Source organism: Vagococcus fessus (assembly GCF_003987565.1).
GTDB classification, from domain to species: Bacteria; Bacillota; Bacilli; order Lactobacillales; family Vagococcaceae; genus Vagococcus_D; species Vagococcus_D fessus.
The window spans coordinates 275401-290338 of sequence record NZ_NGJY01000001.1 but is presented as its reverse complement, the minus strand read 5'-3'; the positions used below and the strand labels follow the sequence as shown (position 1 = coordinate 290338).

General features: G+C 35.3%; 12 protein-coding genes. All 12 read right to left on the bottom strand.

Annotation, left to right across the window (positions count from 1 at the left end):
• Positions 1 to 23 precede the first annotated feature (23 nt).
• Positions 24 to 791, bottom strand: coding sequence for an ABC transporter ATP-binding protein (locus tag CBF31_RS01480; protein ID WP_126830256.1), 768 nt, complete (start codon positions 789 to 791; stop codon positions 24 to 26).
• On the bottom strand, positions 792 to 1676 hold the full coding sequence (locus CBF31_RS01475) for an ABC transporter permease (protein ID WP_126830254.1): 885 nt from the start codon (positions 1674 to 1676) through the stop codon (positions 792 to 794).
• Positions 1677 to 1691: 15 nt separating this feature from the next.
• Positions 1692 to 2693, bottom strand: coding sequence for a tryptophan ABC transporter substrate-binding protein (gene trpX, locus CBF31_RS01470; RefSeq protein WP_126830252.1), 1002 nt, complete (start codon positions 2691 to 2693; stop codon positions 1692 to 1694).
• Between the two features lie 397 nt (positions 2694 to 3090).
• A complete protein-coding gene (locus CBF31_RS01465; protein WP_126830250.1) occupies positions 3091 to 3774 on the bottom strand; it encodes an ABC transporter ATP-binding protein in 684 nt (227 codons plus the stop codon).
• Positions 3771 to 4976, bottom strand: a complete 1206-nt coding sequence (locus CBF31_RS01460) for an ABC transporter permease (RefSeq protein WP_126830248.1) — start codon at positions 4974 to 4976, stop codon at positions 3771 to 3773. The genes CBF31_RS01465 and CBF31_RS01460 overlap by 4 nt, the downstream gene beginning before the upstream one ends.
• A complete protein-coding gene (locus tag CBF31_RS01455) occupies positions 4969 to 6000 on the bottom strand; it encodes an ABC transporter permease (protein ID WP_126830246.1) in 1032 nt (343 codons plus the stop codon). Before CBF31_RS01455 ends, CBF31_RS01460 begins: the two co-directional genes overlap by 8 nt.
• A gap of 13 nt (positions 6001 to 6013) precedes the next feature.
• On the bottom strand, positions 6014 to 6688 hold the full coding sequence (locus tag CBF31_RS01450; RefSeq protein ID WP_126830244.1) for a hypothetical protein: 675 nt from the start codon (positions 6686 to 6688) through the stop codon (positions 6014 to 6016).
• Between the two features lie 202 nt (positions 6689 to 6890).
• Positions 6891 to 8663, bottom strand: coding sequence for an ABC transporter ATP-binding protein (locus CBF31_RS01445; RefSeq protein WP_126830242.1), 1773 nt, complete (start codon positions 8661 to 8663; stop codon positions 6891 to 6893).
• 1 nt (position 8664) lies between these two features.
• Complete coding sequence (locus tag CBF31_RS01440) at positions 8665 to 10383, bottom strand: ABC transporter ATP-binding protein (RefSeq protein ID WP_126830240.1); 1719 nt, start codon at positions 10381 to 10383, stop codon at positions 8665 to 8667.
• A gap of 141 nt (positions 10384 to 10524) precedes the next feature.
• Entirely contained in the window at positions 10525 to 11682 is a 1158-nt protein-coding gene (locus CBF31_RS01435; RefSeq protein ID WP_126830238.1) for an MFS transporter, read from the bottom strand.
• Between the two features lie 123 nt (positions 11683 to 11805).
• Positions 11806 to 12852 carry an AI-2E family transporter gene (locus CBF31_RS01430; protein WP_425469933.1) on the bottom strand — a complete coding sequence of 349 codons (1047 nt, stop codon included), beginning with the start codon at positions 12850 to 12852 and terminating at the stop codon, positions 11806 to 11808.
• Between the two features lie 136 nt (positions 12853 to 12988).
• Positions 12989 to 14812, bottom strand: a complete 1824-nt coding sequence (locus CBF31_RS01425; protein ID WP_126830234.1) for an acyltransferase family protein — start codon at positions 14810 to 14812, stop codon at positions 12989 to 12991.
• Positions 14813 to 14938 lie beyond the last annotated feature (126 nt).

Genomic DNA, 14938 nt, shown 5'->3' with positions numbered 1-14938 from the left:
TGAGACTAATCTCAGCTGATTTTTTATTTCCCTTCAAACAACTCTAATAAATCCGTTAACGTTACGTTTTCCTTCTCTTCTTTAGTTAAATCTAAAACTACTTTCCCTTTTTCTAAGACAATCAAACGATTGCCATAAACCAAAGCATCTTCCATACGATGAGTAATCATTAAACAGGTTAACTCATGGTCTTCAATCTGTTTTTGAGTCAAGGTCATGATTTGCTTAGCAGTCTTTGGATCAAGTGCAGCGGTATGCTCATCAAGTAACAACAAATCTGGTTTAGTCATGGTTGCCATTAGTAAACTTAAGGCTTGTCTTTGTCCTCCTGATAACTGTCCGACAGGTGTATCTAAATGTTTTTCCAATCCATTTCCCGTTAAACAACATAATTCCTCAAAATAAACTTTATTTTCTTTTAATTTACGACGCTTAAATCCTCGTCTTTTTCCTCTATCTAACGCAACTAACAAATTCTCTGCTACGGTCATGCGAGGCGCTGTGCCCATCTTTGGGTCTTGAAAAACCCGTGCCAAATAATTCGAACGTTGTTCTTCTTTTTGATGTGTCACGTTTTGACCCTTCATAAAAATATCGCCTGAACTTAAGGTTAGATTTCCTGCAATACTATTAAAAAGTGTTGATTTTCCAGCACCATTTCCTCCTAATACCGTGATAAACTCACCAGGTTTTACGGTTAAATTCAAATGGTCCATGATTAAACGATTCTCCATGCCATCATTATCTAAACATTTTACACCGTCTTTAATTTCCACTACTGCTACTGCCATTTAGTTTCCCACCTTTTTTAATGTTAATCGACCAAATAATCGTGTTCTAATTTGTGGCATCATCAAGCACATGGCTAGGATAATCGCCGAAATTAATTTTAAATAGTTGGTGTTAAAGCCTAGTTTGATGACTAATAAAATAAGAAGTTGGTATAAAATACTCCCCATTACAATCGCGACTAATCGTTCGATTAGGGTTAATTGACCAAATAAAACTTCACCTATAATAATTGAAGCAAGTCCTATTACAATAACACCAATTCCTTTATCAACACTGGCATACCCGTCGTTTTGAGCAAGTAACGCGCCGGACAATGCGATGATACCATTTGACACGGTTAACCCAAGTATTTTCATTCGATCTGTATTGATACCAAATGAACGAGCCATCACTTCGTTATCTCCTGTTGCAACGTAAGCTTGACCCAGTGTTGTATGAAAGAATACTCCTACTAATGTCACGATTACGATAACCGCACCCCCGCCTATAACCACTGTATCAAAATAAGGAGGTAAGCTTAGAACATTGACTGAGTCGTGTAATTTCTTTTGATTTAATAACGATAAACTCGGTGATTTCATAATGTATAAAATAACAGAATTCAAACCTGACATCACTAAGATACCTGATAGAATAATTGGTATTTTACCCTTAGTATAAAGTAAGCCTGTTATAAGACCTGCTATCATACCTGCCAAAACACCTAAAAGAGTGGCAACTATCGGTGATACCCCTTGCGTTATCCCCATCACACAAACAGCCGCACCTAAGGGGTATGACCCTTCTGTTGTCATATCTGGGAAATTAAGAATACGGTACGTCATAAATATTCCTACTCCTAAAATTCCCCACATTAATCCTTGTCCTATTGTTGATACAATCATCTCTATTCCTCTTTTCTATTTCGTTTTTTTAGCCTTCTCTAATACATCTTTTGGAATCGTCACCCCTAATTTTTCAGCCTGTTGTTCATTCACAATCACATCTCCTGTCGTAAATGTATAAATCGGTGTGCTTTCTGGTTTAGATTTTCCGTCTAATATATCGCCCACCATTTTTCCGGTTTGACGACCTATCTCATATTGATTTATCCCTACTGTCGCTAAACCACCTTGTTCTACCATCGTATCCACGGAAGGTATGATTGGAATAGATTTTTTATTAGCACCATCAACTACCATCTCCATAGCATTGGCAATCACATTATCTGTCGGCAAATAAATCATATCGACCTCTGATGTCATTACTTGGACCATCTGTGCAATTTGATTACTTGATGGAACAGGGTACGTTTTAACGGTTAAGCCTCTTTTCTTCCCTTCTTCTTCAACACGTTTTGCTTGATAAGCTGAGTTATCCTCAGCTGATGAGTATAACACCCCAATTGTTTTAGCTTTTGGTAAGAGTTCAACTGCTAAATCTAATTGAGCATCAACAGGCGATTGATCGCTGACACCTGTAATATTTCCGCCTGGTTTTTCGTTATCCATGACTAAGTGAGCTGCTTTGGGATCGGTTACTGCGCCTAGTACGAGTGGTACTTCTTTTGTTGTATTGGCTAATGCCTGTGCTGCGGGTGTGGCAATACCTACTAAAACATCCGAGTCTTTTTCAAGGAGCTGCTGACTCATTGTTGCCAGTTTACTTTGATCGGCTTGTCCATTTTGAAAAACCAATTTTAGATTCTTGTTCTCTTCATAGCCTTTTTCTTTTAGACCATCTTGTACCCCACGGTATATCTCATCTAATGCGGGATGGCTCACATACTGCAAAACACCTACTGTCTTCATTTGAACAGTGGTCTCTTTCTCTTGTGACATCTCTTGTTTTCCAGTAATAAATTGACTAGCTAGTACCCCTAAAATAATTAGTACTAGTGCTATTAATCCTCTATTTTTCATTTTTGTTTCCCCATTTCTTATTTTTTTATATACAAAAAGGCAATGACCTTATATACGGTCATTGCCTTAGAATACGCCCTTAATAAACCATTAAGTCGCCAAATAAATGCAAAAAACCACATAGATATCCTCTATGTGGTCGGTAAAAAACGCTATAGTTAGCCACATAGATACAAGTTTAGAATGTACTCTAAAGTTGTATCTATGAACGGATTGTCATACATACAACTATCTACGCCAGCTTTGCCAAGATTGTCTTTGCTCGTTTGTCGTTAATGATAGTTGTCTCATGAAAATCCCTCTTTTCTGTATGATTTAATATAATACGCAGTTTACTTTGAAAAAACAAGAATGTCAATACTTAAATTTTTTAACCAGTTTCTACTGCTAAAAATAATTAGCTAGAAAAAATCTTTCCATCCACCAATCGAACCACTCTATCGCATCTTTGGGCTGATTGTTCATCGTGTGTCACTAATAAAATAGTCTTACCTTCTAGTTGTTTTGCCTTTAATATAAGCATCACTTGTTCAGAATTAACCACATCTAAATTCCCAGTTGGCTCATCTGCCAAAATAATGGCAGGATCATTAATCAAAGCTCTAGCAATCGCTACCCGTTGCTTTTGTCCTCCAGATAACTTTTTCGGTAATTTTTTTAATAATGCGGTAATCCCTAATTCCTCTGCCAAATCATCTAAGCGCTCACGACAAGCGTTGCGTTCGTTTTTTGGTAAATAAGAAACAGGCAACATGATATTTTCTTTGACTGTAAAATCATCCACTAAACCAAAATTTTGCAAAACGAAGCCTATTTTTTGACTTCTAAGCCGTGCTTTTTCTTTATCACTCAGCTTACCGGTACTCTTTCCTGCAAGCTTCACCTCACCACTTTCAAATCCATCAAGAACGCCAAGGACATTTAACAACGTACTTTTCCCACTGCCACTTTCTCCAACTATCGCAACAAATTCCCCTTCTAAACACGTAAATGCCTCGATATCAAGAACATTAAATGACTGATTTTCACCATCTTGATAGGTTTTAATGACCTGATTTAACTGATAGATTACCTTTGTCACGTTATCACCATCCGTTCTTTTTTTAATTGTTTCATACAGGTCATACTCACGATTAAGAGATACGTCACCACCCAAAATCCAAGTCCTATTACGATACTTTTTAACTCCCATTCATGTTGAAGGTAGTAGACTTGCAGTAAATATAATAACAGCAGCATAATAATAAATAAAAAACTGTACGCTAGTATAATCCCTAAGAATAAACTCTTTTTATCTAAACCTGTCGCATAAAAAATACGATAGGTTCGCATTCTTTTTCTAATTAACAAGGCCGAAACCACCATGACTTGTAATAACGTAAATAGCATAAATAAAACAGACTCATAGCCCAAAACTACCGCCTTATCTTTGAAAAAAGTCTTCTCAGAATCTTCGTATTGCCTTTTGTCTTGAACAGTCACTCTTGTGTACCCCGTTCCAGTCAGATTATCTCTGATGACTTTATCAAGGTGATAGGCTGTAAGGTCACGTTTTTCAAGAGGGAAATAATAATGGCTTAAATCATATTGTATAATTTTATTTTGGGGTAGTGTTTCAAAAAATAATGGGACTATCAATTCCGGACTTGGTGTGTCAGACGTTTCAGGTAACTTTTCGAAAAAACCACGTATGGTAAATGGAAGATTCTCCATTTGAAGGTCATTAGGTTTTGTTTCTCTTAACCAACTTAAATTAAACGTTTGACCTACCTTGTAATAGGCTTGAAAATCACTATTTAATAATAGTCCTCTATCCTCTTTTTTTGCCGTGAAATCGCTCGATTTCAAACTTTTTCCTTTTATTATCTTGATAGGCCACTCTTTTAAACCTTGTTCATTAACAATCACTTGATTAGGCATAGCATAGGAGTTATTGTCATACGTTAATGGAGGATTAACTTGTTTGACCTTCCAGTCTTTCTCTTTTGCAAAAAAGGTCGCATCCCCCCCTTTATATCTAGCGGATACACCTGACGCTTTTTCAAGTGCTTTAATAATGGGATAAGGATTAAGAGCAGTATCCTCCTCCCATCCCCCATAGACCACTTCAAGCATGTGCTCACTTGTTGAAGAAGAAAAAATGTCTGATTTGAGATAGTTGCGTTCACCTTGAATAAAATCAAGAGACATCACAACGGATAACAAGATGAGTAAAATGATGCCTCCTTTAATTACAAGATAGCTTGTCAATTCATTCCAGATTAGGAGCCGATACTTAGACATCTCGCACCTCCCTAAGTAACTGTGAGACCGTCATAATTTTGACTGATACCACACTTAATGAAAAGAAAAATAAAACCATAACGATAAAGACACCTGTCACCTGAGTACTCCCTAATAATGCAGACTGAAAAGTAAAGGGTAGACTTTTTTCCATGAATTTAGTGCCACTAAGTACAACAACTAAACTCAGTATAAAACTCAAGGTCATTGTTTTTAGGTATTTTTGAAACGTATCCCAAACCAAGCGGGCTTCGCTTGCCCCTACAAGTTTTCTAATAGCTAATTCCAATCGCCATGCATCCAGACGTTGATAAAACTGCATCATAACTGAAAGACTACTGACGAGAAGTAATTCGAGATAAAAGAGATCAAAACGATGACTGCCTTGTTCAAATTCATCTCTCGTTAAACTATAACTGGGCGAGCGAAACCCACTATCTGATTCAGGTATTTTTACTTTGTCTACTATCTGTTGCCATTTCTTATCCTGTTTGTATCGTGTCATAGAAAGGCCGGTCACACCAGATAAATACTTCTTTAAAAAATGAGGAGAGGCTGGATTTAGAAATACATTTGCATCAAACGGACTTTTAGCTAATACACCTACAATTGGGACCCACTCATTATCTAGTTTGACTTTACCTCTACTTCGTTCTTCTTTTGACAATAATTTAAACACGTCTTTTCCTATTACAACACTATCTTCTCGCTCACTCGGTTTAAAAAAATGACCAGAAGACAGTGTAAGACTATCCCTATACTTTCCAGGAAGAAGAAAGGAGTAATCTAATGCCCAGTTAAAACCTGAAAAATTTGCTTCTTTCAAATTAGCTTTATCATTTGACAGCGTCTGCCAGACTTCCTCGTTTAACCCTACTTTTGGGTAGGAAACGTTTTCGCTGGAATAATACTCCTCATAGGAAGTATAAAATGAACGCTCATCACTCACAATTGAAAAAAGAAACAAATACGTTGTAAAGACTAAGAAAAAAGTGGTCATTAAGACGGTTTGTTTCGAAATCATTATGGACTCCTTTCTATGCTTTGGATTTTACCGACTGTGTCAGCAAGTCATTACCTATCGTTAACTGGAGCGTGATATCTAATAGGTGGTTTTTCACCTCATCATATGGTATTTCAAAGCCTACTAAATATTCTGTATACACTCCTTGAACAGACCGTTCTTCACTAAGAGAAGGATCTGCATGATAGGTGGTATTAACCTGGTGATTGACAATATCAAAAGAGGTCAATTGATTTTTTTTAGAAGTTTCGACAAATAATGGGACATAATAGTAATACTTTCCTTCTTTTTTCGCATCAAAATCAACATCATAATCCGTAATACTATTTTCTGTTACACCATTCCCTCTATCTATATCAACTGAATTCTTTTTGTTAGGACTTTTCAAAAACGAACTATGTTCAGTTAAAGTATCAGGGGCTACATAGTAAATCTCATCCTTATGACCAGAGGAATCAAAACTAGTCAAATTCTTCGTTAATTTAGCTGTCTCTTGTGTGGCAGAATTTTTCATTACTTGGACAAGAGTTGGACTTGCGATAGGTTCTAAGTCATAATAGGTCACTGTTAAAGCTGAGTCCTTTTCCTTTGGATTTGCTTCTTTTTTAGCATTAAAATGAGTACTGACACTAAAAAATGCAACACTACTAAGTAAAACTAACACCGTTATGACTACTAATTTCTTCATAATTAAAACTCCTATCTTTATTTGCGATACGGATTAAAATCCTATTTATGTATTGTAACATGCTAAATAAATCCTAAGATTGTGTTTTTTGTGATTTATTTATGTTTATTTTTAGATATAGAAAAAGTTCACTATGATTATATTACGTATTAAAAAAGCACATGCTAGTTTATCACTAGCATGTGCTTTAATTTTATTCTTCCTATTCAAATACGAATTGGTTGTGGTACAACTCTGCGTAGAACCCACCTTGTTTAAGTAGTTCTTCGTGAGTTCCTTCTTCGATAATTTCACCCTGGTGTAACACCACGATAAAGTCAGCGTTAAGGATTGTTTTCAGTCTGTGTGCAATTACGAAACTTGTACGTCCAGCAATGATGTTTTCCATTGCTTTTTGGATACGACTTTCCGTTACAGTATCTACGTTTGATGTTGCTTCATCCAAGATTAATAAATCTGGATTAGTAATAATCGTACGGGCAATACTGATTAATTGTTTTTGACCCACACTGAAGATGTTATTTTCATCGCTTACTTTTGTATCATAGCCGTCTTCTAAGCTCATGATAAAGTCATGAATGTTGGCTTGTTTCGCTGCATCAATCATCTCTTCCTCTGTCGCATCAGGTTTACCAAAGACGATATTATCACGGATTGTTCCGCTAAATAACACTGACTCTTGTAACACGATACCGATTTGAGAACGTAAGCTTGGTAATGAAATATCACGGATGTCTTGACCATCAAGTAAGATTTCGCCACCGTCTACGTTATAGAAACGATTTAATAGATTCATAATTGTTGTTTTACCTGAACCTGTTGGTCCAACTAAGGCAACCATCTGACCTTTGTTCGCTTTGATGTTGATGTTTTTAAGAATGGGTTTATCTGGATTATATGAGAAATCAACATTTTTAAGCTCGATTGACTCGTCTAAACCAGTAATATTTGAAACATTCTCACGTTCAAATTCATCATCTTCTGCGAAGACTTCATTCAAACGACGAGCGCCTGTAAAGGCTAATTGCAACATGCTAAATTGTGATGAGATTTGTGTTAATGGCATGTAGAATTGTTGTGAATACATAATGAATGTTACGATTAAGGCTAAACCTGTCGCTCTATCCATCGTACCGTCTAACACTAACATACTACCAAAGAAAATCACGATTGCTGTATTTAAAACGGATAATCCTTGCATTGTTGGGAAAAGTAAACCTGAGTAAACTTGACCTTTAAAAGTTGATTTCTTAACTTTGTCATTTAAAACATCAAAACCTTCAATTGTTTCTTCTTCTAAACCATTGGTGATGATTACTTTTTGACCTGAAATACGTTCGTCAATATAAGCATTTAATTCACCAATACTATCTTGTTGGATGTTCACATTTTTACGTGCCTGACGGATAATAACAATCGCTACGATAATCGCAACTGGTGCTATACCTAATGTTACCCATGTCATTTTCACATTTTTTTGGAACATCATAATCAGAACACCAATCATCATTGAAAAGTTGGTAAGCACTTGAATTAACGCTTGGTTCATTGTGTTAGAAATATTATCTAAATCACTTGTAAAACGACTTAAAATTTCTCCATCTTGATGACTATCAAAGAATTTGATTGTCATGCGTTCCATCTTTTTAAATAATGAGATACGCATGTTATTTGTAGAATTACCAGTCACACCCGCCATCAACATATTTTGGATGAACATTGCGACCCAGTTCATAACATACATCATGATTAATAACTGGATGACTTTGATAAATGGTGATTTATCTGCATCACCAAGTTGGGTATACGTAAAGGCATATGTTGCTAATTCTTTAATCGCATCTCCGATGAAGCTTGTTGTATGAACTTGTAACCATGTCGATGCGATAATCGCAATGATAATGATGAAGAGTTGTAACTTAAATGCTTTTAGATACGTCCAGAAAAAGCCTGGAATACTATTTTTTTTGTTCATACTACTCCACCTCTTTCCCTTTTTGAGTATCGTAAATTTCACGGTAAATTGGGCTAGACTCAACTAATTCTTTATGAGTTCCCTCTGCTACTAATTTACCATCATCTAAAACTAAAATCTTATCGGCTTGTACCACTGATGAGATTTTTTGAGCAATGATAAATGTTGTTGTATCGTTTAATTGACTTGCTAACGCTTCTTTTACAAGCTTCTCTGATTTGGCATCTAAGGCACTTGTACTATCATCTAGAACTAATACTTTAGGTTTTCCAATAACACCACGAGAGATAGATAAACGTTGTTTCTGACCTCCTGAGAAGTTAGCTCCACGTTCTTCAACATCACCCATGTAACCATTTGTTTGACGGTCGATGAATTCTTTGGCTTGAGCAATCTTAGACGCTTTTTCCATGTCTTCACATGTGGCATCTTTTTTACCATGACGTAAGTTTTCTGCAATCGTACCAGAGAATAAAATAGCTTTCTGTAAAACTAACGCTACAGACTCACGTAAATCTTCTTTTTTCGTCTTTTTAAGATCAACATGACCAATCTCAATTGATCCTTCAGTTGGATCATACATACGCGCAATCATTTGAGCCAGTGTTGATTTACCAGAACCTGTCGCTCCGACTACCCCAACAACTTCTCCGTGTTTTGCGTTGAATGTAATATTTTCTAATGATGGACGTTCGTCTCCTACATATTGGAATGTCACGTTATTGAATGCAACATCACCATTTTGGATTTCTTCGCCATTTTCATCATCAAATGTAATATCTGCTTCTGTGTTTAAGATTTCTTTCATACGTCCTAATGATACAAACGCACGTGACGCCATCATTGTCATCATACCACCGATGATAATTGACATCATGATTTGCATTAAGTAGTTAATAAATGAATTTACTTTACCAATAATTTCTAAATTATCTTTAGCTAAATCAGCTGAGAAGAAAATAGTTAACGCCATAGCTAAACTTGAAATCAGTGTGAATGTTGGCACCATAACTGAGAACAAACGTCCTACAATAATCGTGTGCTTTGTTAAGTTTCCACTAACATCTGAAAAACGTTCTGTTTCGTTTTCTTCTTGTACGAATGATTTAACCACACGCATTCCGGCTAAGTTTTCTTTCGCGATTCCGTTAACACGGTCTAAGAAACGTTGAATCATTCCAAAATGTTTGCCCATGATACCGAATAGTCCCATTACGGTAACAAATACTAAGACAACAAGTGCAATAATGACCCACCATAATTGAGGAATTGTCATCATAGCTAGGATAAAACTCCCGATAAATAAAATCGGAATACGTAATAATGTTTGTAACATCATCATCACTAAGTTCTGAATTTGAGTGATATCGTTAGTTAAACGTACCACTAAGTTACCTGTTGAAAATTGTTCAATATTACTGAATGAGAAAGTTTGAATTTTCTCAAATCCGTCTTTACGAATATCTGCAGACACATCACGTGCAACACGTGCTGCTATCACAGTATTTAAGACACCAGCAAGTAAGCCAATTGATGCAATGATTAATAGCTTAATTCCTAATGACATAATCTTGTCTTTGTCATCCATTGATACAGCGTTGATAACATTTTCAAGTAATTTCGGTTGCCATAATTGCGAGGCAACAATCACAATAGTAAGGAGTAACGACATAAAAACGTACCCTTTTTGTGCTTTCATTTTATTTATTATTAAAGACATATCATACCCTCTTTCCTTTTTGCTAGAACCTCTTAATGATACAGAAATATATTTCATATATCAAGTGATAAGTATTATTTTTTGAACATTTTTTATAATCAAAAAGCCTCACAGTATTGTGAGACCCTTTTCATAACCTACTTATTTTGAAACAGGTTTATAAATAATATGATGACCTATAATTGCAATTAAACCATAAACCATTCCAAGTAGACAGACACCTGTCCATCCTGCTAATTGCCAAGCGAATGAGCCTAATAATGACCCACTTGCTCCTCCTACAAAGAAAGAAAACATGTAAATCGTATTATTACGACTTCTATTCTCATCACCTAACGACTGGATACGCGATTGATTTGATACTTGAGTAGTTGATGTTCCGAAATCTAACAACGTTAACCCTACGACAAGACCAGCAATGCTTGAGCCAAAAATCCATAACACAAGGAAAGATAACATCGCGATAAAAGAACCGATACCAACACCAAAGCGTGCTCCTTTTTTATCAGCGACACGTCCCATTAAGACAGATGCAGCCGATCCAATAACACCAACAAGCCCAAAATACCCAACTTCTTTTGAGCCTAAATTATAGGCTGGACTCTCCATATAGAAAATCAAAGTTGACCAGAAAATACTGAAGGCACCAAAGGCAAAGAAACCATTAAATGCACTTTCTCTTACAACACGTTGTGTCATAAATAAGCGCGGAAGTGATGTCATTAATTCGGCATAACTCATTTGAGAAACCGGCGTATTTCTTGGGAACATGAACCAAACTAGTACTATTAAGACTAAAGCTAACACAACACCTGCAAAATAAACGACGCGCCAACCAAAGGCATCTCCAACTAATCCACTAAATGTACGTGATAATAAAATCCCAATCAAGAGTCCTCCTGTGACAATTCCTAAAACAGAACCACGTTCTTCCGGTTTTGCTAACTGACCTGCAAATGGAATAATAAGTTGCGGTACAATCGAAGATAACCCAATCAATAACATTAAAATCATTAATACTAAATAATTGCTTGTTGATCCTGTAATAAATAATACGACTGCAACGATAGACAACATCGTCATGATAAGTTTCTTACGTTCAAAGATATCTCCTAGTGGTACTATGAATAATAGACCTAAAGCGTACCCCATCTGACTTAATGTAGGGGCCAAACCGATCTTAGCAACATCCACTCCAATTTCTTTTGCTACTAAGCCTTCCAATGGCTGAATGTAATATAGACTCGCTATCGAGATACCACACACAATCGCCATAATAAATGTCAATTGTTTCGTCATTTGTATTTCTTTTAGTTTCAAACAATCACCTTTCTTTCTCTCTATTTAACCTATGTTTATTCTACTACTAAAGACATTAAGCTTCTAGTCTATAATGCCATAAAATAAAAAAACTAGCTTGCGCTAGTTTTTAGAAATCGGTAATTTTGGTAATTTTTGTCGATCAGACGATTTCACATCCAATAAATCGAGTAAGAACACAAATACTGGAATTCCAATCACAAGTCCCCACACTCCGAAAAAGTGTTCTGAGAACATTAAAATAATGAAGATGTAAAATACTGGTAGATCGGTTTTACTACTCATTAGTTTAGGATTTAAGAAGTATGATTCAAACATATGAATCACTGCAATCATAATTAACACATAAACAACATCTTGAATTCCACCGACTGTATAGCCGATTAAAGCTAATGGAATACATGAAATGATTACTCCCGCTACAGGAATCAAACTAAAGATGAAAATCATCAACGCTAAACTCAGTAATTGCGGAAAGCCCATTAATGATAATCCAATCGTTGTTAAGGCTGTATTCACTAAGGCAATTAGAAATTGTGCTTCTAGAACTACACCAAATGTATTGATGAATTTTTTACCTAAGTAAGCAACATCTTGACTAAAACAGCCAATTTTACTTGTTAAAAAGCTTTTGCTAAAATCTTTAACCCAGTTTTCTTCTAAACAGAAGAAGAAACTTAAAATAAAGGACATTAAGAATGTCATACCCATTGACCCAACACTGGTCACATACGTCACTAACATCTTAGCACCAGATTTTAATTGATCTGTTATTTCTGAAAAACTAATTTTCTTACTTAACCATTCCACTAGACTATTGTCCGTTTTAGGATTTTGATAAAAATTAATCACAGATTCTACCATTGAAAACGTTTGGTTAATCAATCTTGGGACATAAATTGTAATCGAAAAATACATAAATACTACTATTAATATATAAAGCATGATCGCCAATATTTTTTTAGGTAATTTTATCCACTTATTTAATACACTTACAACACGAGTGATAAGATACGTTAAAATAAAAGTTAGTAATATTAGACTAATGATATCTCGAATCAAATATAGTACTAATAAAATAACTAACAATACTGCAAATCGTCTTAATCCATCATTCTTTTTGAATTTTTCAAAAAGTTCCACAAACATTCCCCCACTTCTAAATCTATACTTTTTAATTATCTCATACTCTAATCAGATAACAAGAATATTTTACAGAATTCTATTCTTTTTACAAAAATCCCACGTTATTATTATAACGTGGGATTTTTGTCGAAAGTCTTTATTATTTTGTATTATCAGTTGTATCTTTTTTAGGATCGGATACTTCTTTTTTTACCTCAGGTAACTTTAAATCATACCCCTCAAGATTATCAGTAATCATTTTAATGTAAATCGGAATTCCTTCTTCATTAGGATGCACAGCATCGCTGTTTAATAATTGAGGATTTGCTACCGCAATCGAATGCCAATCAATTAATCTGACATTATCTCTTTTATTTGCCGCAGTCAATAACATGTCATTAACTATTTGTTCCCAAGGCTTAGGTACTCTTGAATTGATAACTACAACATGAGCTTTATCAAAAAGATCAAGCAACTCATCTAATTGTTCCTGTTTAAACTCACTATTTGTACCCAATTCCAAAACAACAAGGCTATCTTCCGAATTATAATTTTTATATTTTTTCTTAATTAAATCCGTTGCTTGCCAAAGTTGTCTGCTAATCTTACCATCCACTTTGATACCAGGTATTTCTTCTTCTAGTTCTTTTTGAAGACTTAGCATGATTGAATCCCCAACAGCTAACATTTTATGAATCTCAACATTGTTTTGAGCATCTTTCAGATTGTCATCAGATTTTTTAGGAAGTACTGTAACCTCTTTTATATAGCCTAAAATTTTTCCTGAATCATAATAATCATATGCCATCGTTAGAGCTCCGCTAAGTCCTACAATAGCCAGTAAACAATACATTAATTTTTTTGAACGATAATTTAAACCATCTTTCAGTTTCTCAGCATACGCTTTGAATCCTAAACGACGAACTGGCTCTTCTAACCATTCATAGGATACCATTGCTAAGACCATTGTCAATGCTATCTGCAATACAATAAGTACTGGATGTAACGTTCCACTCGTTTTAATCGGTGTTGTTAAAACTGTGACAGGAAAATGCCACAAATAAATACTATACGAGCGCTTGCCTAACCAAACTAACCACGGATGCGAAAATAACAACCCCATTTGACTATCGGGGTGTACTAATGTCCCCAATAATAGCCCTGAAAGAATCGCTACTAATAAAAAGCCACCATAGTATAAGAAAGGCTGACCCGCACTCACCGTTGTTGCTATCACAAGCAAACTCACTAATGAAACTATACCAACACTATCGATAACATTCCGAGCAAATTCACTGATACCCGATTCTAAATAATAATACGGCCAAACAAAAGCTAAACTACATCCCACCGCTAATGTCAAAAGACGTGTATCTGTTCCGTAATAAACACGATCTATATTTTCTGGTGAGTAAAGAAAGGCCATCCATACAGCTGACACTAAAGCAGAACCTAATATGACTTTAAGAACATGTTGTCGTTTCTTTAAAGTTTTCAGTAGACCCACAAAAACTAACGGCCAAATCAAATAAAATTGTTCCTCAATTGCTAATGACCACAGATGCTTAAATGGACTTGGTATACCAAATGAGTCAAAGTACGGAATTTCTTTAACTATATACCACCAGTTACTTACATAGAATAGTGAAGCAACACCATCTTGCCAACTTTTTTTAAATACGGCTGGGAATAAAATCAGACAGACAAGTAGAGTCACACTGATCAAAATAATAACAGCTGGCATTAAACGCCTAATTCGTTTGATCCAAAAAACTTTCAAATTAATTTCTTTATGTGTTTGCCATTCTTGTAATAATTTACTCGTTATGAGGTAACCCGATAATACGAAGAATATATCCACACCAATAAATCCACCTTTAAAAAAGGACATATTAAAATGATAAGCTAATACTAAAATAATGGCTAACGCTCTGACCCCGTCAAGGCTGGCTAAGTAACTTGTTTGGTTACGGTTGGTCGTCATCTTTCCTTCCCTCCCGATTTATTTTTCTTTTGATAATACTATGTAACCCTACAGTAATTACTTGAATTTTTCATGAAAAATATCAGTACTTTAAAATAATTTATGACTAAATCTCTCATATAAAAA

Bases quoted from the DNA above. Each gene is read 5' to 3' on its own strand.
- CBF31_RS01480 (WP_126830256.1), bottom strand. From the start codon at position 791: ATGGCAGTAGCAGTAGTGGAAATTAAAGACGGTGTAAAATGTTTAGAT.
- CBF31_RS01475 (WP_126830254.1), bottom strand. From the start codon at position 1,676: ATGATTGTATCAACAATAGGACAAGGATTAATGTGGGGAATTTTAGGA.
- trpX (WP_126830252.1), bottom strand. From the start codon at position 2,693: ATGAAAAATAGAGGATTAATAGCACTAGTACTAATTATTTTAGGGGTA.
- CBF31_RS01460 (WP_126830248.1), bottom strand. From the start codon at position 4,976: ATGTCTAAGTATCGGCTCCTAATCTGGAATGAATTGACAAGCTATCTT.
- CBF31_RS01455 (WP_126830246.1), bottom strand. From the start codon at position 6,000: ATGATTTCGAAACAAACCGTCTTAATGACCACTTTTTTCTTAGTCTTT.
- CBF31_RS01450 (WP_126830244.1), bottom strand. From the start codon at position 6,688: ATGAAGAAATTAGTAGTCATAACGGTGTTAGTTTTACTTAGTAGTGTT.
- CBF31_RS01445 (WP_126830242.1), bottom strand. From the start codon at position 8,663: ATGAACAAAAAAAATAGTATTCCAGGCTTTTTCTGGACGTATCTAAAA.
- CBF31_RS01440 (WP_126830240.1), bottom strand. From the start codon at position 10,383: ATGTCTTTAATAATAAATAAAATGAAAGCACAAAAAGGGTACGTTTTT.
- CBF31_RS01435 (WP_126830238.1), bottom strand. From the start codon at position 11,682: ATGACGAAACAATTGACATTTATTATGGCGATTGTGTGTGGTATCTCG.
- CBF31_RS01430 (WP_425469933.1), bottom strand. From the start codon at position 12,852: ATGTTTGTGGAACTTTTTGAAAAATTCAAAAAGAATGATGGATTAAGA.
- CBF31_RS01425 (WP_126830234.1), bottom strand. From the start codon at position 14,812: ATGACGACCAACCGTAACCAAACAAGTTACTTAGCCAGCCTTGACGGG.